The organism is Zobellia nedashkovskayae (genome assembly GCF_015330125.1).
Taxonomy (GTDB): domain Bacteria; phylum Bacteroidota; class Bacteroidia; order Flavobacteriales; family Flavobacteriaceae; genus Zobellia; species Zobellia nedashkovskayae.
The window spans coordinates 3,159,971-3,178,264 of sequence record NZ_JADDXR010000002.1; the positions used below are offsets into that span (position 1 = coordinate 3,159,971).

Annotated in this window: 12 protein-coding genes; 2 read left to right on the plus strand and 10 right to left on the minus strand. The window is 39.6% G+C overall.

Annotated features, from left to right (window positions below; genetic code table 11):
* The first annotated feature begins 181 nt into the window (after positions 1 to 181).
* Together IWB64_RS13175 and IWB64_RS13180 are read left to right on the plus strand one after the other, a co-directional pair.
* On the plus strand, positions 182 to 1,474 hold the full coding sequence (locus IWB64_RS13175) for a Glu/Leu/Phe/Val family dehydrogenase (RefSeq protein WP_194534438.1): 1,293 nt from the start codon (positions 182 to 184) through the stop codon (positions 1,472 to 1,474).
* A gap of 11 nt (positions 1,475 to 1,485) precedes the next feature.
* Entirely contained in the window at positions 1,486 to 1,902 is a 417-nt protein-coding gene (locus IWB64_RS13180; protein ID WP_194534439.1) for a GreA/GreB family elongation factor, read from the plus strand.
* Between the two features lie 90 nt (positions 1,903 to 1,992).
* Here the strand turns inward: IWB64_RS13180 and IWB64_RS13185 are convergent, their stop codons facing one another.
* From IWB64_RS13185 to IWB64_RS13230, 10 genes are all read right to left on the minus strand, one after another.
* On the minus strand, positions 1,993 to 3,060 hold the full coding sequence (locus IWB64_RS13185; protein ID WP_194534440.1) for a lactonase family protein: 1,068 nt from the start codon (positions 3,058 to 3,060) through the stop codon (positions 1,993 to 1,995).
* A gap of 102 nt (positions 3,061 to 3,162) precedes the next feature.
* Positions 3,163 to 5,106, minus strand: coding sequence for a cellulase N-terminal Ig-like domain-containing protein (locus IWB64_RS13190; protein WP_194534441.1), 1,944 nt, complete (start codon positions 5,104 to 5,106; stop codon positions 3,163 to 3,165).
* Between the two features lie 32 nt (positions 5,107 to 5,138).
* Positions 5,139 to 6,626: a sulfatase family protein gene (locus IWB64_RS13195; protein ID WP_194534442.1), complete on the minus strand. Its 1,488-nt coding sequence runs from the start codon at positions 6,624 to 6,626 to the stop codon at positions 5,139 to 5,141.
* A 48-nt stretch (positions 6,627 to 6,674) separates the two neighbouring features.
* The gene (locus tag IWB64_RS13200) at positions 6,675 to 8,126 is read right to left on the minus strand and encodes a sulfatase family protein (RefSeq protein WP_194534443.1); all 1,452 of its coding nucleotides are present in this window, start codon (positions 8,124 to 8,126) and stop codon (positions 6,675 to 6,677) included.
* 178 nt (positions 8,127 to 8,304) lie between these two features.
* Positions 8,305 to 9,606, minus strand: coding sequence for a glycoside hydrolase family 117 protein (locus IWB64_RS13205; RefSeq protein WP_226975879.1), 1,302 nt, complete (start codon positions 9,604 to 9,606; stop codon positions 8,305 to 8,307).
* 47 nt (positions 9,607 to 9,653) lie between these two features.
* Entirely contained in the window at positions 9,654 to 10,805 is a 1,152-nt protein-coding gene (locus IWB64_RS13210) for a glycoside hydrolase family protein (protein ID WP_226975880.1), read from the minus strand.
* Between the two features lie 79 nt (positions 10,806 to 10,884).
* Positions 10,885 to 13,941, minus strand: coding sequence for a glycoside hydrolase family 2 TIM barrel-domain containing protein (locus tag IWB64_RS13215; protein ID WP_194534444.1), 3,057 nt, complete (start codon positions 13,939 to 13,941; stop codon positions 10,885 to 10,887).
* Positions 13,942 to 13,955: 14 nt separating this feature from the next.
* Positions 13,956 to 15,395, minus strand: a complete 1,440-nt coding sequence (locus IWB64_RS13220; protein ID WP_226975881.1) for a sulfatase family protein — start codon at positions 15,393 to 15,395, stop codon at positions 13,956 to 13,958.
* Between the two features lie 40 nt (positions 15,396 to 15,435).
* Positions 15,436 to 17,388, minus strand: a complete 1,953-nt coding sequence (locus IWB64_RS13225; protein ID WP_194534445.1) for a glycoside hydrolase family 97 protein — start codon at positions 17,386 to 17,388, stop codon at positions 15,436 to 15,438.
* A 17-nt stretch (positions 17,389 to 17,405) separates the two neighbouring features.
* Positions 17,406 to 18,290 carry a hypothetical protein gene (locus IWB64_RS13230; RefSeq protein WP_194534446.1) on the minus strand — a complete coding sequence of 295 codons (885 nt, stop codon included), beginning with the start codon at positions 18,288 to 18,290 and terminating at the stop codon, positions 17,406 to 17,408.
* Positions 18,291 to 18,294 lie beyond the last annotated feature (4 nt).

An 18,294-nucleotide genomic window follows, 5' to 3' on the forward strand; every position in this document is an offset into this window, starting at 1 on the left:
AGGTACGTTAGTCATTGTGTAATCACTACAAATAAAAATGCTATTAGCTCGTGTAGTGAATATATTCATCTTTTTGATGATGGGCCAATAGAAAACAATCGTTCGATACGGAGAAAACCGGAATTGAAACGAGTTATTAGAAATCGAAAGGCCGCAAAGGTCTTGTTTTAAGTATAATTTTATGATAGTAAAAACTCCTGAGCAGAAAAAAGCTGTTAAGCAAGGTATGCTCTCAAACGTCATGCGACAATTTGATAATGCCGCAGACATCATTGGATTAAACTCTAATATCAGAAAGATATTAGAAGTAACCAATAATGAACTGGTCGTTCATTTTCCTGTAAGAATGGATAATGGCGAGGTTGAAATATTTACGGGCTATAGGGTACAGCATAATAACGCTCTTGGACCGTACAAAGGTGGCTTACGTTATCACCCAACGGTAGATATAGATGCAGCACGTGCCTTGGCAATGTGGATGACCTGGAAGACTTCTTTGGCCGGATTACCGTACGGAGGTGCTAAAGGTGGTATACAATTGGATCCTACCAAATATTCGAACGCAGAACTTGAGCGTATTACCAGAAGGTTTACCTATGCATTGGGGGATAATATTGGACCGGAATTAGATATTCCTGCTCCGGATGTAAATACCAATCCACAGACTATGGCATGGATTTTAGACACGTATATGTCTACAAAATCGCCTGCAGAGAGGTCAACAAATATGCACGTGGTTACCGGTAAGCCAATTGGTGCTGGAGGTTCTCAAGGTCGTGATAGAGCAACGGGTTATGGTGTTTTTCTGAACATTAAATTTTGGGCAGAGCACAAAAATATAAAGCTAAAAGACAAGCGTTTTATTGTCCAAGGTTTTGGTAACGTAGGATATTGGGCGGCCTATTTTCTTGAAAAAGAAGGTGCTTCAATGATTGCGGTTCAAGATGCTTACGGAAGTATTATTAACGAAGAAGGTATTTCTGTAGATCATTTGTTGGCGTATACTAAAGCGAATAAAGGTAGTATTATGGGCTTTGCCGGAGCAGAGACTTTAGACAAGGCAAATTTCTTCAGTTTGGATTGCGATATCTGTATTCCAGCTGCATTAGGAAATGTAATTACTGCTGCTAATGCCCCAAAAATAAAGGCGTATCTAATTGCAGAAGGTGCGAACGGACCTACTGATGTTGAGGCAGAAGAGATTTTACTGGATAAAGGGGTTACCATTTTACCGGATATTCTTTGTAATTCCGGTGGGGTAATAGGAAGTTATTTTGAATGGCTTCAAAACCGCAACGGCGAAATCTGGCAAATGGACGAAGTATTAGAAAAACTGGAGAAAAAATTAAGGGAATCTTTTACTAAAGTAATGGAGACTTCAGCCCAAAGAGGGATTGATATGCGTACGGCAGCATTTATCATAGCCATTGAAAGGCTTGAGGAAACTTATGTACAAAGGGGAATTTTTCCATAAATAAAAGTGAAATGAAATACGGTGGCTTGGTTATTGAAAAGAAAGAATATGTACTGTTGAAAAGGTTCATGAACCTTTCGGGCTATTACAAAGATGAAACTTTGCGTAAATCGGTAGAGAAATTAGTGGGAGAGCTAGAATCGGCACAAATATACGATGAGGCAGAAATGCCCGAAGATGTTATCCGCTTTAACTCTACCATTACCATTGTCTCAGAAAATGGGTGGCAAAAGAAATTTAAGTTGGTCGTTCCCACAGAGAGTGATGTAAACAGTGGTAGAATATCAATATTAACTCCAATGGGTGCTGCTGTAATCGGTTATGCACAAGGCGATGCGTTAATATGGGATTTTCCTGCTGGCGAACAGCGTATGCTCATAGAACTTGTAGAACAAGAACATAAATACATTAATATAAATAGTATATAATAATAAAGGTAGCTAATTGGCGCTCTCCTTTTGGAAGGTAAATTTATGGCAATTTTTTTACTTTTTTAAAAGTCCAAAAGGGGAGACAAGCTATCTAAATTTTAGAAAAACTGGTTGCGGTAACTTTATTTCGTTACCTGTAAATGACAAAAGACCAGAGGTTGCATCTCTTTTAAATACGGTAATATTCTCAGATTTTCTATTCGCTACTAGTAGAAAATTATTGTCTGGTGACAAGGTGAAATTCCTTGGCCAATCTCCTTGAACGGACTCCGTACCCAAAAAACTCATTTGCCCATCATCCGATACGGAAAAAACGGCAATGCTATTATGTCCGCGATTACTGGCGTATAAAAATTTACCGTCATTGCTTAAATGAATATCGGCGCAAAAACTAGCTCCATCATAGCTTTCGGGTAATGTGCTTTTCTTATCAATTTTAGTAAATATCCCCGTTTTGGTGTCCACATCTGCAGAGACTACAGAGCTATACAATTCATTAATAATAAAAACCTTGTTTTTTGTAGGGTGAAAAATAAGATGACGCGGCCCATCGCCCGGGTCTAATTGTAAAGCGGTATGCTCTTTTCCTAATGTACCATCACTGGTAATAGGGTAGGCTAATATTTTATCAATTCCTAAATCTACGGCGTAAAGAAAATCTCCCCCTTTGCTGAACTTCACACAATGCGCATGGGGGGATTTTTGATTGTCATGAGGCCCATTCCCTACATGTTTTCTAGCTTCTGGCTTACCAATTATCTTTCCGGTTTCATCTACTTTATACAATACGATACCGCCTGAACCGTAATTGGCAGCGGCAAGGAGGTCTTCATTAGGACTTAATTCAATATAACAAGCTCCGTCACCTTCACTGGTTACATTAGCTGTTCTATTCAATTTACTTCCATCGGCATTCCACTCAAATGCAGAAATGCTACCGGGTACTGCTCCGTTGGAAGAATACACCCTTTTTCCATCTTTAGAGAGGTACAAGTAACCTGAATTGTTCTCTTTTACTAAATGTTCCGAGTTCAATAATTCGCCGGTTGTTGGATTAAAGTCAAGCTGATAAATACCTTGCTCATCTCCACTTGCGTGAGTACCTACCAATAGTTTTAAATTCGGTTTTTTAACCTCTTGTTCAACCTCTTTCATAGTAGCTTTTTTAGGTTCGTTCTTGCATGATATTACTACTGTCGCTAGGATAAAAAATACTAGGGGATTGGAAAAATATTTCATGTTAAAAATGAGGTTAATTTAGTGTTGAACGTCTAATTTAAGTTTCTTTTCAAAGCCTAAGAAACCGTAAGATAACTCTAAAAAATTCACGTTCGTATTTTTAGGTATTTTGAATTCGGAAGCAAATATTCCAGTATTTAGACCCGTCTCCGCAAGCTGAATTTTTTCAATCCTTTCACCTTGTTTTACAATCACCCAGCCTTTATCTATGGCATTTCTATCAATATTTAGGGCGGCGTTTAGTTGTACGGTAATGGTTTGGCCTGGTTTTATAGTTGAGATTTCCTCTTTAAAATCTCCATCAAAAACTTGAAGTTTGTGGCTACCTAATGTAGCAAAGGTTAGGGTGGCTTGCCAACCGCGGTTAGAAACTCCCCAACCTTCAGTTGCGTAGGCATTTTTACCAAAAACCCGACCTTCATTCTTTCCTTCAATTGCATCAACTTTTTCAGCAATCGGGAATTGACTGTCTAATGGAGAACCATCTAATGTACCCCTAACGTTACCTAATTCTCCATAACCATGTGGGTGGGATTGTGGCCACCCTTTTTCAACACCGTTCCAGTACCCGCCAATTTTTACACGTGCATCGCTTTTATTGCTAAGGTGCGTGCCTACAGGATTAACTCCAAAAACAAAATCCGTCTGAGCCCAACCTAACGCCCTAAGCTCAGGGTCATTCAAAAGATGAGCTATGGCAAACATAGAACCGCCAAGAGCAGGAGCCCCTCCTAATTCTTTAGTCTTTGAATGTGCCCATTCCGTTTCACTGTGCTTACGGTATTTCCAAAAATTATTGCTTTTTTGTTTTATATGAAGCGCCCAACCTTCTAGTTTTTCTTTTGTTCCCTCAGGTGCCTTTTCTGGAGCTAAAAGAAGAAAATATGCTAGGGCCTGAGGCGTAATATGTTCGGCATTTCTAATCCACCACATATGACGTGGATTATTAAAATCCCAGTTCTTTATTATATCCGAAGCACCGGATTGTGCCCATTTTAAAAACTTCTCAGGAGAGCCATCTTTTTCATGCCTTTCGGACTCGTACATAAAAAGATTACGAAAAACCGATTGTCCGTAGGCGTTGCCCATTTCATTGAATTCTTGAAAGCCTTCATCTACCCATTTGGTACTGTATGTCCAGAACCGGACTACTTTATGGCGGTCATAGGCCTCCCAATTATCCAAACAGACCTTTCTATATTTTTGATAGGTTTCTTCGGCTAAATAGGGTTTTAGAAATGAGTGGTATGCAGCACAGACCACTGCCAGTTGGTCTAAACTATTCCAATAATCATAGTTCATTCTGGGTTCCCCCTGATAACCTAAAGTACCGTGACGGGTTTTTACGGGACCATTATAATCAACATATTTGTAAGCAAACTCAGCATGCCAGAGAATGAGGTCTATAACATCGGCTACTTTTTTATCGCCCAATTCAGTTTTCCAGTTATCAAATAGGGCTGGATTACTTGCGTACTGCAATATTTCAAAAATGGTTTCAAGTCCGTAAGCCCCTCCATCACGTGTTGGGCCACCACCATATACGGCAGCCATATCATAGGTGCTCAAATCATCGAATCCCCGGGCGTCAACAAAGAAATCATAAGCTAGTTTTGAGGATGCCGTTTCAAGCAGATAATCCGCTACTAAAAAAGGAACCGAACTGCCATGCCCATCAACTTTAATTACAAATTCGTCTTGAGTTTCTTTTGGCTCAAACTCAGAAAACCATCCTTCGTTATTCAACATTTTCCCTTCAAATACTACTTTGGAAGTGGTGGCATTCAAAATATGGAAAGGTGTATCATTTTCGGCACCATAGCACACAAAACGTTTGGATTCTCCTAAGTTATAACCCAATTGGTTGACATAGGGTTCATACTTTTTTGAATCAATAGTTGTTTCCTGTGCTGTACAATAAGCAGTGGCGCATAATAATGCGGCTAGGAGTGTTTTTTTCATCGGTCTTTAGTTATTCTGTTTTTGATGCTTTTTTACTCGTTTACCGCGTATTGAACTCTTAGTTTACCAAGCTCTTTTTTCATCTCTAAAACTTGCTTTGCCGCAGCAGATGAGTTGTATATATTGTCCATTTCCGAAGGGTCTTTTTCCAAATCATAAAATTCCCATTCTTCCCCGTTTGGAACATCTTCTCCGTAAAAACGGATAAGCTTATAACGCTTATTGGCAACACCTTCATGCTTACGAACTGCATGTGCTCCAGGATACTCGTAGTAATGATAGTACATAGATTTACGCCAGTTTTTAGGGGCTTCTCCTTTTAAAAGAGGCACTACACTTTTACCCTGCATATCATCTGAAATAGGAGCATTGGCAAGGTCAAGAAAGGTTTCGGCAAAGTCAATGTTTTGTACCAAATTGGTATTTACGCTTCCAGGCTTAACTGTTCCGGGCCATTTTACAATAAGCGGTGTCCGAAACGATTCTTCGTACATAAAACGTTTATCGAACCAACCGTGTTCACCCATATAAAAACCTTGATCAGAAGAGTAGATTACTATCGTATTTTCGTCAAGACCTTGCTCTTTAAGCGACTTCATTATTTCACCTACACTCTCATCTACAGACCAAATACAACGTAAATAATCTTTCATGTATGTTTGGTATTTCCATTTAACAAGCTCTTTGCCTTTAAGATTGTCTTGGGCAAATTTTGCGTAACGTTCTTTATACCTTGGGTCGTTAGCATAACGTTCACCTTCGGCTTTTAAATCGGAATCAATTTTCATGCTTGTGGCAATATCCATTTCTTGCTTATGAGCGGCCGTAGTACGTGTAGCGTAATCGTCAAAAAAGTTATCTGGCTCAGGGATTTCTATATCCTCATATTTGTCCATATAGCGTTCTGCCGGATCCCAATTACGGTGTGGAGCTTTGTGGTGTACCATCATCATAAATGGCTTGTCTTGGTCTCGTTCGTTTTCTAACCAATTCAGGGCACGGTCGGTAATAACGTCGGTAACGTATTCGCCTTTATAGTTTGTATCGCCTTCTTCGGTTATAAAATCCGGGTTGTAGTATTTCCCTTGTCCAGGAAGTACTTCCCAATAATCAAAACCTTGCATTTTTCCCGGAAGGTGAATTTTCCCAATCATAGCAGTTTGATAACCATTGGTACGTAGTATTTTTTGAAACTGCTGCTGGTCATGGTCAAAAATTGTATTCTTGGTATTATCTAGCTTCTTGTGAAGATGGCTCATTTTACCTGTTAATAAGGTAGCTCTACTTGGTGCACAGATTGAGTTTTCAACATAGGCCTTATCAAAACGCATTCCTTCTGCGGCCAGTTTATCTATGTTGGGAGTTGGGTTCAAACTTTGCAGTCTACCACCGTAAGCACCAATAGTTTGGTAGGAATGATCATCAGAAAAAATCCAGACAATATTAGGTTTCTTTTCTTGGGCAATGGTGAGTAAGGGTAGCAGATAAGCAGCCAAACAGATTAGTTTATTCAGTTTCATATAGTGGTATTTATTAATTTTATTAGTTGAAGAGTAGCAAGGTGTTCTTTATAATTTGCCTATCTCCCTGTTTTCGGTTCCAGATTCAATATTAACATTTAGGTCGCCCAATTCTTTGCGAGCTTTTTCTACAACAACCATCAGTTCTTTTACTTTTTCCGGGTGATAGGCGATTACATTATACCGTTCTCCTGGATCACGCATCATATTGTAAAGTTCTGGCTGTTCTACAACAGTCTTTATTCTCTTTCCGCCATACCCATCGTTACCACTTTCTGCGTTATAGCTGCTATAGGTATGGGGAAGCACGAGTTTCCAATTGCCTTTTCTAACTCCGTTTAGGTTGTTCTTTCCGTGATAATATAATATGGTGTTACGAGGCGTTTCTGAAAATTGTCCTTTCCAAAGAGATGATATATCTAAGCCGTCTATTTTATTGTTGGATAGTTTTCCATTGGTAATCGCCGCGAATGTGGGAAGCAAATCTACCGCACAAGCCAGTTTATGAGAAACAGTCCCTTCTGGAGTATTTCCAGGCCACCGAATGATAAAAGGAACCCTTTGCCCGCCTTCCCAGCTGGTGGTTTTTCCTTCTCTTAATCCTCCCGAGGAGCCTGCATGATTACCGTAGTTTAACCATGGCCCGTTGTCCGTTGTGAAAATAAAAATAGTGTTATCCGCAACACCATTTCGTTTTAAGGCTTTATCTATTTCACCTACGGACCAATCAATCTCCATCATAACATCGCCATAAAGACCCTGCTCACTCTTGCCTCTAAATTTGTCCGATACGCCCAAAGGTATATGGCCCATGGTATGCGGTACATAGAGAAAAAAGGGTTCGCTGGCATTTCTGTCTATAAAATCTACCGCTTTTTCTGTATAAAGGGAGGTCAATTTATCTTGGTCTTTTAAACTTTTAACGTACGCTATGGTTTCGTTTCCTTCTATAATTGGTAAATCAGGAAACTGAGCTCTGTTCTTCTCTGCAGAAAGATGTTCTCCCGTAGCACTGTCGTGAGGCCACATGTCGTTAGAGTAGGGTAAGCCAACAAATTCATCAAAACCATGTTGTAATGGTAAAAACTCTTTCTGCCATCCCAAGTGCCATTTTCCAAAACAAGCCGTTTTATAATCTTGTTCTTTGAATATTTCTGCAATAGTAAGTTCATCTTTGTTCAAGCCGATTTCATGTCTTGGAAATAGAGCACCGGAAAACCCGATTCTATTGGGATAACACCCTGTCAATATTCCCGCTCTTGAAGCACTGCAAACTGGTTGCGCAGAGTAATAATTAGTAAAACGAGTGCCTTTTGCGGCCAGTTGGTCAATGTTAGGTGTTTCAAATCCTGTAGCGCCATATACGCCCACATCACCATAACCCTCGTCATCAATAAAAACCAAAACTACATTGGGACGGTCTTTATCTTGGTTTTGGGCAATGGAGAAATTAAAGGAAAGCAACGTAATGAAAGCGAGAAAAATAGATGAGTTGTTCATGTAAACAGTGGTTTGGTAGTTTGTATTCTATGGTAAGGACTTTTCTGTGTAAAAGAGGATATATTAAGGCGCTATCCAACAAAAAAGTCCTTTGCTAAATTTAAGATAATAATTAGGTTTTTACCATTGTTTAACAATCAGAAATTAGACTGTTATAATTCTATATTGAAGCAAATCCTTATCGCCCTTCTGGGTTCTTATTTTGTTTGGGTGCCTGTGCAAAATAAACTTCAGGTTTGTGCCATACACCTGTTTTTTTATACGAAGGTTCATCAACGTCTAGGCTCAAGTCGCAATCAAATCTGGCCATAATGGAATATCCTTTTTTAGGCGTATTACTGGCATTGGTAAAATGGCAAAGCCCCCAAGAAACTCCTCTTCCATCACCTGAATCCGTAAAGGCATCTGCAGCAAAAGGAGCTGCTGCAGTAGGTGCTAATGATACCACAGAAGCAATTTCAAAATTAACACCGTCTTTTGCATATTGCATAGTGTACCTTTCGTTACCATCTTTTATCGCCAACGTTGCCACACCTTCTTTAAACGGAAAGTAGGTGGTCTCATGCCCAGAAGTCATCACCGGGTTTAAAGGGTGTTTTTCAAATGGACCTAAAGGGTCAGTGGCAATAGCTAGACCATGGCCAACTGCATATTTATCGCGAATGTCAGGCCATTTGTTATAAGCTGCTTTATAGTATAAGTGAATTTTTCCTTTGTAAACAATGGGTTGTGGGTCATGCGTAGCGTCTTGATCCCATTCTCCTTTTTTTCCAAAGGGAATTACCGAGTCACCTCCATGTGTCCAAGGGCCACTCGGTGAGTCTGCGGACGAGACGGATACTGGACACCAATCTCCTCGTAATCCACTAGGCTCATTAAAAGCCTGATAGTATAAATAGTATTTTCCTTTCCATATCAAAATATCCGGTGTGGCTACTGAACGCCATCCGGCTTTTGGTTTTTCTGGTCTTCCAATGGCTACGCCTTCTTCTTTCCATGTGGTTCCGTCTTCACTGGTAGCATACCAAATATCACACAAATCCCAATCCGTAGATGGAATTTCATCCGTAGCTTCATCAGCGCGGTTCCAACCAATTGGTGGTACTTTGGTATCTCTTTTTGTATAATACAAATAGTATTTTCCGTCTACCAAAATTGGTCTGGAAGGATCACGTCTAGAAACAGTTCCATCTCCGTTGTGATAATCAAATCCTTTTAAACGAGTGTATTTAAATTGAGAAAAAAGCTCGTTATCCTGAACGCGTGGCGTAGGATAGTTGAACATACGTTCTGCTGCTGCGCTTAATGGCATATCAGGTTTTTCGGAAGGCATTTTATGAGGAAAAACTTGGTGTTCCTTTGGTGTTGAACCTTCCGTTGAAGCCGACTTAACTTCCGTTTTTTGGTCTGAACAAGCGATAAGTGCACTAGCCATTAGAATGCTCAGTGCGGAACACTTAAGAAAAGGATTGATATTCATGTTTAGTGTTTTATAGTTTGAACTTAGTTTGTTTTGGAATACTAACTTTAGTTAGCTATTTTTTCAACTTTCAACGGAATCTGTATATTGAAAGATTCACGTATACCATTGGCATCAAGGGTGTCTGCAGCACATAGAAGCGCTATTGGTTCACCATTTTCCATGTACACTTGTGGTCGTTCTAAATGTTCAAATTGTTGTTTTCTTCCATTTTCCCATTCAACAATACGTTTTGAGATTTCAAAATTCTTAGCGGTATTCCAATGTATCCCATCTTCAGAATCATAATGTACCAAAGAGAATTCGCGAGTTTTACCTTCGTGTTTTATACGTTTTACTATGGCTCTGTATTTACCATCTTGGTACCAAATGTAGGGGTCTTCGGCAGGGAAACGTTCACCTTCAAAAGTAAAAACGGGATCCGGGTATTTCTTAAATGGACCAGTAGGAGAATCTGCAATGGCCACCATATGAACAACGGGTCCACCTCCTGGAAGTGGGTCTTTTTTACCCACAGCCTTATACACCATCAAGATTTTACCATCTGTCATTTGACATACGGAAGGATTAGAAGTCATTAAAGCATCTAGGGCATCTTCGTTAGGTGCGATATCTAAAACAGGTTTGTCAAATCGCTTCCATGGTCCGTTGGGTGAATCCGCTACAGCTACGCCTATACGCTGGTTATTACGGTGTACCCAGTTAATCTTGGGTTTACCGGGAACACTTACAATTTTCTTATCTCCTGTATTACCCATATAATACAGATAATATTTTCCGTTGAACTTATGCACAGTTGGGTTATGGGTCGTAGAACCATCCCAGAATTCTGTACCACGGTCCGGTAAGGCAAAATCTTTATGCTCAAATGGACCAAAGGGCGATTCTGATACCGCATGGGCGATTACGGAATAGTTTACCCATTCCCAACCAATATTTTTAGGCCATCGGGAGTAAAACATGTGGTAAAGTCCGTCTTCGCCTTTTACCATAGAACCGCCCCAAATACTGAGACTGTCATTCCTGAATATGGACTCCGGTGAAACTTTTCCGAATTCTATTTTGTAGTCGGGAACTGCTTTGGTAGCGGACACTTCATTATTTGCCATAGTAGTTTCCGAACTGGATTTTTTTTCGCTTTTGCAAGAAAAGAACAAGCAGGCAGTCACGAAGGCCGCGATTATATATAGTTTTTTCATAGTTATATTCTTTTTGTTGAATCGAGTTATGAAAGAGAAGCTCTTAACTCGCTATTTGTTTTACAGTTAATTTGAATTTTCAGAGTTGTTTTCTATTAATATTTCTCAATGTGTACACATACCTTGGTTTAGACCATTCACTTTCTCCGTTTTTGGTTTTTTTCATGATGCTTACAAAATGTGGGTCATCACCTTCAAAATCGATTACCGTCATACCTCGTGTTCTGGTCGCATTCTTGAAAGGAAGATAACTTGAACGCGTACCATATCGTACCACATAACTCGTGTCATCTGTCTTACCAGAATAACCAACTACAAGTTTATCCCCAACTAGAAAAGCATCCCAGATTACGGGCGGAAGCTCTTTGCCGCTGGGGCTTCCGGTTCGTGTTTCGGAAGGTTTACTTATACCTTTTTCATTTGTAGCAATGAGCTGAAAAATATATTCTTTTCCGTTTTCCAAGTTTTCAATTTCTAAGAAATTGGCTGTAGTTTTTTCAGATTTCACGAGCTCACCACTGGTGTTTTGATGAATAATATGATAGGCGTCCGCACCAAATACAGAATTAAAATGAATCCGAACCGATGTATTTCCGGACTCAATTTTAGAAATGGAAGGTTGTTCAGGAACAGCAATAGCCAAACTTTTGTGGAACCGATTGTAGCCATTTGGCGAAACCAGATTTACATGTAAGCTAGAGATGTCACTTAAGTATGGTTTCCAGTCAATATTATTTTCTGTTGGACCAGCTCCCGGTTTTAATACCGGCATTTCTATAGTTTTTTTAGCCAATGTGTCTCCTTTTGAATCATGGACAGACCATACTAAAAGGTGATTTTTTAAACTATAGCTAGGGTAGTCTCCTGAGTTTTTAGGAGTAATTATTATCTTTGCATTTCCTTTTCTTGCATCTAAATCTGATACTTTAATTTGTTGAATAGGGCTATGTTCATTTTCTATTCGATTATATAATTTTCGCTTTTGGCGCCAGGTATTTACAAGTCCCCAAACTCGGTTTTCCTCTGGTGAGGTAGCAGCATAACCACTTCGGTAGTCATTGAATGTCCATAAGGATGCTCCAATTACAAAAGGACTCTTGCCTCGTAGACTTGTGTTCCATTCCGATATTTCTGGAATATCACCATCCAGCGAAGTAGTAGCCATAGGTTTTATACCATATTCCGAGATGAAAACTGGTTTGTTGGGCCATTTAGAACGCAAGGTTTTAAATACTTCATCTGGCTTGCCTTGAAACGGATATAGATTGTGCATAATGATATCCACTAAACTATTGGGGTCGTTCTCAGGAGTAGCCGAATCTTTCCAACCGCTATTGCTCACACAAGTAACCAGACGATGTGGGTCCAGTTCATTTTTGACATAATCAATCGTCAATTTGGCATAATCAAAATGGTCTTTTAGTTCATTGCCCACGCTCCATCCAATAATACTGGGATGGTTAATATCTCTTTCAATCATCTCTTTCAACCATTGTTTGGCCAAAGGGTAGTGCGGAGGTGTAAACTCAGGATTGGTAAGCTCACGTACATTGACTTCCTCAAAGATTAGAATCCCTTTTTCATCACAGCGTTCAATCAATTTTTTATTCTGTGTACCGTGCATGATTCGCATAAAATTGGCACCAGCATTTTTCATGAGGTCCACATCTTTATTAATTAAATATTGCGGTTCAGAAGAGCCCCAATACCTATGGTCGCTCACGCGGTTAAAACCAGCTAGACGTACAGGTTCTCCATTTAGAATTAATTGAGAATCTGTCAATTCTATTTTTCTAATTCCAAAACGGTCTTTCTGAGTATCTAAGACTTGCTCGTTTTCGGTAGCGGTAGTTGTAATGTGATATAAATTGGGCGTATCAAAATGCCATAATTTAACATCGTTTGCAGACAATGTAGTTGCTAATTGAACTTCTTTTGTGCTGTTTGCAGGTATGGTAATTGTATGCTGTAAGTCGGGCATAGATGCTTCGTCAATTGTAGAAGCTAGTAATATAGTTCTCTTTTGTGCCGATGAATTTTTAACGCGGATTTTAAGTTGCAAATTGGCCGAACCTCTTTTTAGGTCAGGGTCTGCATGAATATACTGATAACTGATGCGAACATCATTATTTTTGACTAGATGGACATCTCGGATAATTCCGCCCCAGTTCCAAGTAGCACCTACTAACGCGTTGTTGTCTGCCTCTACGGCCAAAACATTCTGCCCGTTAAAATTCAGTTTATCGGTTACATCAAATTCAAAGGGGGTAAAGCCACCTTGGTGACTGCCCACCAGTTCTCCGTTTAAAAAGACTTTGGCAATGTGGTAAACGGCGTCAAACTTAAGGCGCACTCTTTCTTTTGTGTTCGCTTTCCAGTTTTTAGGAAGATTGAAGTTTTTGCGGTACCAACCCTTTCCTGTGTAGTTTGAAAATTCATTAAGCATTCCCCAATGTCCCGGAACGCTCAAGTCATTCCAGTTAGAATCATCAAAATCCGATTGAAATATAGTCGCTTTCTCAGTAACGGAAGCGTCCATTTTATCCTTAGAAACTGGTCTGAACATCACGGCATCCGCCGCCACAGAACTACCTGTAATTGCAGTTACTTCAATAAAATTATCATCAGAAGTATTGAAACTGAAAACACCCAAACTCAACCATTGGTCACACCGATTACGTTGGTTGAAATAAGAAGGAGCGGTCCCGTTGGCATGTTTAACATTCACTTCTGCCGTTAAATGTGATGCAAACGGAAAACGAACAAAAGCTTCGTATAGTCCAGATTGTAATAAATCTGGGCTATAACGAACATAATTACCTTCGGATTCCCCTGTCTTAAAATCCCTTTGTAAGTAATTTTCACCAAAAAAACCGGAGCCACGTTCTCCTTCTGTTTTTGTGTTCCATTCACCCTGTACCGTAACCTGAGTTTGATCTGTGTTATCTATTACGATATCTTCGGCAGTTGCGGAAATATCAATATAATTTGAACCTTCACCATAAATGGCATGAAATTTCCAATCGCCGCTGAGTAAAAATTGTTCCTCACTGGAGGGTTTATTTTTTTCAGTCTGGGCACAACAAATGCCAACAACAAGAAAGAGAATACGGAATGCCAAATGTTTCAAATTCATAAATTTTTTAAGGTTTAATAGTTTTTCTTAACGAACGGATGTTTCACTTTTGATTTAGGTTCGCGAAAAACCCAAGGCTTCCAAGTTTCGTAGCGTTCTTTCCATTCTTCCAGTGTTTTAGTAGGATATTTAGAAGAGAGACCGCCTTCCCTAAATTCTTGGGAAACACCTTCATCTTTTATAGATTTTCTCCAAACATATAATTCTTCCAAAAGTTTATCCTTAACGTCTCCGTAGTGTAAGTCGTTTGCAAGATTATTCAATTCGTAAGGGTCTTTTTCAATATCGAAAAGCTCAAACTCAGGCTTTGTTGGAGCAAAGAATTTGGCTTGGTTTTCATTAAGTTTTCCTTCCATATACATGATGTTCATCTCGGCCAACATAGGATACATATCCTCTTTATAACCGCTGTATTGCAACCATGCACGCTCTGGCATTAAATTATGGATTAATTTATATTTTTTAGAGCGAATAGTACGCATAGCATCATGAGTGCCGCCCATTCTACCTCTTGCAGCAAAAATGTATTCTCGGTTCTTGGATTCTTCTTGAAAGAGGTTTTTCCCTTGTAACTCATGTCTTGGTTTGGCTCCTGTAACGTCTAGAATAGTAGCGGTAATATCAATAGTCTGGACCATATCTGTATTTACTTGAGCAGGTGCAACTTTGCCAGGCCATTTTATAATCATTGGCACTTGAAGACCTGGGTCATATAAAAATTGTTTTCCACGGATATGACATCGGCCGTTATCTCCAATCAGAAAAATCAAGGTGTTTTCGGCGAGACCTTCTTTGTCTAATCGTTTTAGGATACCTCCAATTTCGCGATCACAGACTTGCATTTGTTCTAGACCATTAGCCCAATCGCGTCTGGCAAAAGGTGTATCTGCATAGTAGGGTGGAAGCTCTACTTTAGCAGGGTCAATAGGGTTTTTAGGGTCTCTGTTCCAAGCTCTGTGGGTTCCTCCTAATGTTATCTGAGCGAAAAAAGGTTGACCTTTTTTACGTTCTTTCCAATCCTTACCCATAAACCCTAAATCGCCACTAAAATTGGCGTCAGTTTTGTTATAGATCATTAAAGCAGTGAAATACCCAGCTTCTTTTAATAGAACCGGCATCGGTTCAATATCGTAAGGTAAAGGGTTTTTGTCTTCTTTGGCCGTTCTATGCTGTTGGGCGCCAATGTAATTTTGGTGGTAGCCTGTAAGCATTGCCGAACGAGAAGTTGAACAAACCGGCGAGGTACAAAAAGCGTTAGTGTAGCGTATGCCTTCTGAAGCTAATTTGTCCGTCACGGGCGTTTCTATTCCCGGAGTACCGTAGCAGCCTAAGTCAAGACCCCAATCTTCCAACATGATCCAAACAATGTTTGGACGGGCTTTAGTATTGCTTTGTGCCATCATATTGCATGGCATTAAAATAAGCGCTAATAAAAATGTTTTAATCAGCTTCATACGTAATGGTTCTAAGTATAGGTTCTAAATTTTTTAGACTTTATTTTTTGATAAATTTAATGGTAGCACCACCGTGTTCGGCAAGCTGAATAATTATCGTTTTATCTTTAGAAACTGTTTCGGTACGTTTTTTAAAGGGCACTGCTGTGTCCCACTGTCTTAAATCGGTTTCTTTATTAAGTCCTTTTAAATCAATGCGCTCGGCTTCGGTATCGTCAGTAAAGATTTCCGCGGTGTACTCGCCATCGCCTAAAAAACTACAATCGATAATCATTTTCTGGGCAGCTCCACTTCGTAGAACGCCTAAATACCAATCATTGTCCGTGCGTCTAGCTATAGCTGCCAATTCTCCAATTTTACTTTGAGGTAATACAAAGGTTTCATCCCAGACAGAAGGTACGGTCTTAATAAAACCCAAAGCGGGCTGAAAACTTTTGGTTTTTAAAAGGAATTGGGTGTTTTCTGCAATACAATTAAAAGGAGAATAAAAAGTTACCAAAGTAGCTAATTGATGCGCCCATGTGGTTTCTCCTGGCTCGGTAAACCCAAGCGGTGTATAATCACCATGACCGGTTACGTATCTCGTAAACGGCAATGCAGCATTGTGAGAAGCGGTTAAAGGACCTTCTTTCATATGGTTTACCTCTAAACCTCTTATGCCTTCACGCGTAACTTCGTTGGGATAAGTGCGATATTCTCCGGAGCTTTGTTGGCAACCATGAAAATTGACCATCAATTGTCTTTCCGCTGCTTTTCTTAATAATGCTTCATCAAAAGATATGATGCTTTTGCTCTGGCCGTTCATAAAATCGACTTTTACCCCAACGGCGCCGGTTTGTTTTACGCTATCTAAAAAATGCCCCATTACAGCATAATCGTCTTCAGGAAAATTGATTTCCTTGGAATGCTTCCATACAAAAATGCCGATTCCTTTTTCTTTCGCATAGTTGGAGAGTTCCGTCACCTTAGTCCATTTATTTGGCCACCTTTCCCAGCCTTCGTCTACCATGGAATATGAAAAGTCTAGCGCCTGAGCGTCATCAACCATATCATGTTCTTCTTTATAGTTGACATATTTTCCAGACCACCAGTGCCAAACGGATTTTCCGGGTTTAATCCAGTCGGTGTCCGTAAATAACTTGGGGTCGGGAGCAGGGTTTAACGATGCTACCATGGTATTGTTGGCCAAATCGTTTAAAGTGTCTGCCAATAAAATACAGCGCCATGGTGTGGTTACATTGCCCGAAACATCAAAACCGGTATCACCTTCTTCAAAATTGGCCTTAAAGGTGTTGTTACCAACAGCTTCCAAACGCATACCGCTATAATTATAAAGTGCAGCTTCGGCCAATAATGCATACCCTCCTTGTGGGAGTTCGCAAGTAAGAGTCAAGCCTTGAATAGGACCCATTTGTGAAACCGTAGGCATTTGGGAAATATCGGCAGAAAGCCATTCACCAGCGTGGGATTTTAATTTCCAGTCGCTATCGCGCTCAAAGTACCAAACTTTGGTTTGGCTCGGTATTTTAAAACTGCTTTCTTCTCCCTTTACATTTTGGATGCCACCGCCTGAAACTATATAGCGATATGCGACACCTTCATTGGAAAGTTGAAATTCTAATTTCCAGTCGGTTCCATCGGCTTCTGAAACTTTGTAAGTGTGTAAATCTCCTGTGTAGGAGGCTTCACTTTTAATTCCGTTAAGCGGATATTGTATCTGTATTTCTTTTTGCTCCAGAAGTGCTATTTCCACATTCTTCCCTAAATGTTTGTCATTTACTTTAAGGCCCAGGAGGGAAGTGTCTAGAACTATTTTTTGATTTCTGGTAATTTGAAATGCTAACTGACCGTTCGTAGCCGTAAACAAAGACACTTTAGTAGTGCCATAATTTAAGGTTTGATTTAGCTTATCATCTCCTGAGCTAGTCTTACAGGAGAAAAGCACGAACAAGAAACCAAAAAGCAAAGTGGATTTGTAGAATACGTTTTTCATTTTATACTGATGTTTTCTTAGTTTTTTTTGATTGTTTCCGCTAGCCATGTTCTAATATTTTCTCGTTCTTTTAAATCAAATAAAGTCCAAGTATTGGTATGATTTCTAACTGGGATGTTCATAAAAGTAAAGTTTCCTTGAATACCTGATTGGTCCAGGTAATTTTTACTTTTTGCCGTTCCATTACCTTCTGAACAAATGAATTGTGGTCTTCCGTTCAATCGTTTTAATCGTGCAAGGGCATATGTTTTTTCGGAATTTGGATAGTCCCATGTTTTTAAACCGTCATAGTGTGAATTGACTATAAAGGCCTTCCAAAGATGGGAGATTTCATCATCATGAAGCCCGATATAGTTAACAGCGATGGCTCCTCTTGAAAAACCAGTTAAAATAACGTTGGAAGCATCACCCCCAAATTTAGCACAGACTTCTTTAACCGTGTCAATACAGTATTTTTTGGTTGCTGCTATATCTCCCCACCACCATTTTTGGTTTTCGTTGCCATCAGCACTTATAAAAGGCATGCTTACCCAAATGAAATCTTTGCCTGAGCTAAGACCGTACCCCAAATTACAACCGTCTACTTGGCCTGTAGAAACATCTCCGGAAGAACTTGTATATGGTCCATTACCCGGATATTCTATAATAACAGGATAATTTTCACTTTTTTTATAATTGGTAGGCAGGTAGACTAAGTGATAGACATCTGTGTTTTGGTATGAACCTAAAGTTTGTCGAACTCGTTTACCAGCTTCGGGTTTTCCCTCCGTTATTTCAGGAACAAAAAGGTCTTGATGAAAAGAGCTGATATCAGGTAATTGGGTACTATTTTCTTTCTGAGCTATTACCTGCGTAATGCCTAGAATTAGAAATATAGAAAGCCCAATTACGTTCTTAATCATTTTA

Bases quoted from the DNA above. Each gene is read 5' to 3' on its own strand.
- IWB64_RS13175 (WP_194534438.1), top strand. From the start codon at position 182: ATGATAGTAAAAACTCCTGAGCAGAAAAAAGCTGTTAAGCAAGGTATG.
- IWB64_RS13180 (WP_194534439.1), top strand. From the start codon at position 1,486: ATGAAATACGGTGGCTTGGTTATTGAAAAGAAAGAATATGTACTGTTG.
- IWB64_RS13185 (WP_194534440.1), bottom strand. From the start codon at position 3,060: ATGAAAGAGGTTGAACAAGAGGTTAAAAAACCGAATTTAAAACTATTG.
- IWB64_RS13190 (WP_194534441.1), bottom strand. From the start codon at position 5,106: ATGAAAAAAACACTCCTAGCCGCATTATTATGCGCCACTGCTTATTGT.
- IWB64_RS13195 (WP_194534442.1), bottom strand. From the start codon at position 6,626: ATGAAACTGAATAAACTAATCTGTTTGGCTGCTTATCTGCTACCCTTA.
- IWB64_RS13200 (WP_194534443.1), bottom strand. From the start codon at position 8,126: ATGAACAACTCATCTATTTTTCTCGCTTTCATTACGTTGCTTTCCTTT.
- IWB64_RS13205 (WP_226975879.1), bottom strand. From the start codon at position 9,606: ATGAATATCAATCCTTTTCTTAAGTGTTCCGCACTGAGCATTCTAATG.
- IWB64_RS13210 (WP_226975880.1), bottom strand. From the start codon at position 10,805: ATGAAAAAACTATATATAATCGCGGCCTTCGTGACTGCCTGCTTGTTC.
- IWB64_RS13215 (WP_194534444.1), bottom strand. From the start codon at position 13,941: ATGAATTTGAAACATTTGGCATTCCGTATTCTCTTTCTTGTTGTTGGC.
- IWB64_RS13220 (WP_226975881.1), bottom strand. From the start codon at position 15,395: ATGAAGCTGATTAAAACATTTTTATTAGCGCTTATTTTAATGCCATGC.
- IWB64_RS13225 (WP_194534445.1), bottom strand. From the start codon at position 17,388: ATGAAAAACGTATTCTACAAATCCACTTTGCTTTTTGGTTTCTTGTTC.
- IWB64_RS13230 (WP_194534446.1), bottom strand. From the start codon at position 18,290: ATGATTAAGAACGTAATTGGGCTTTCTATATTTCTAATTCTAGGCATT.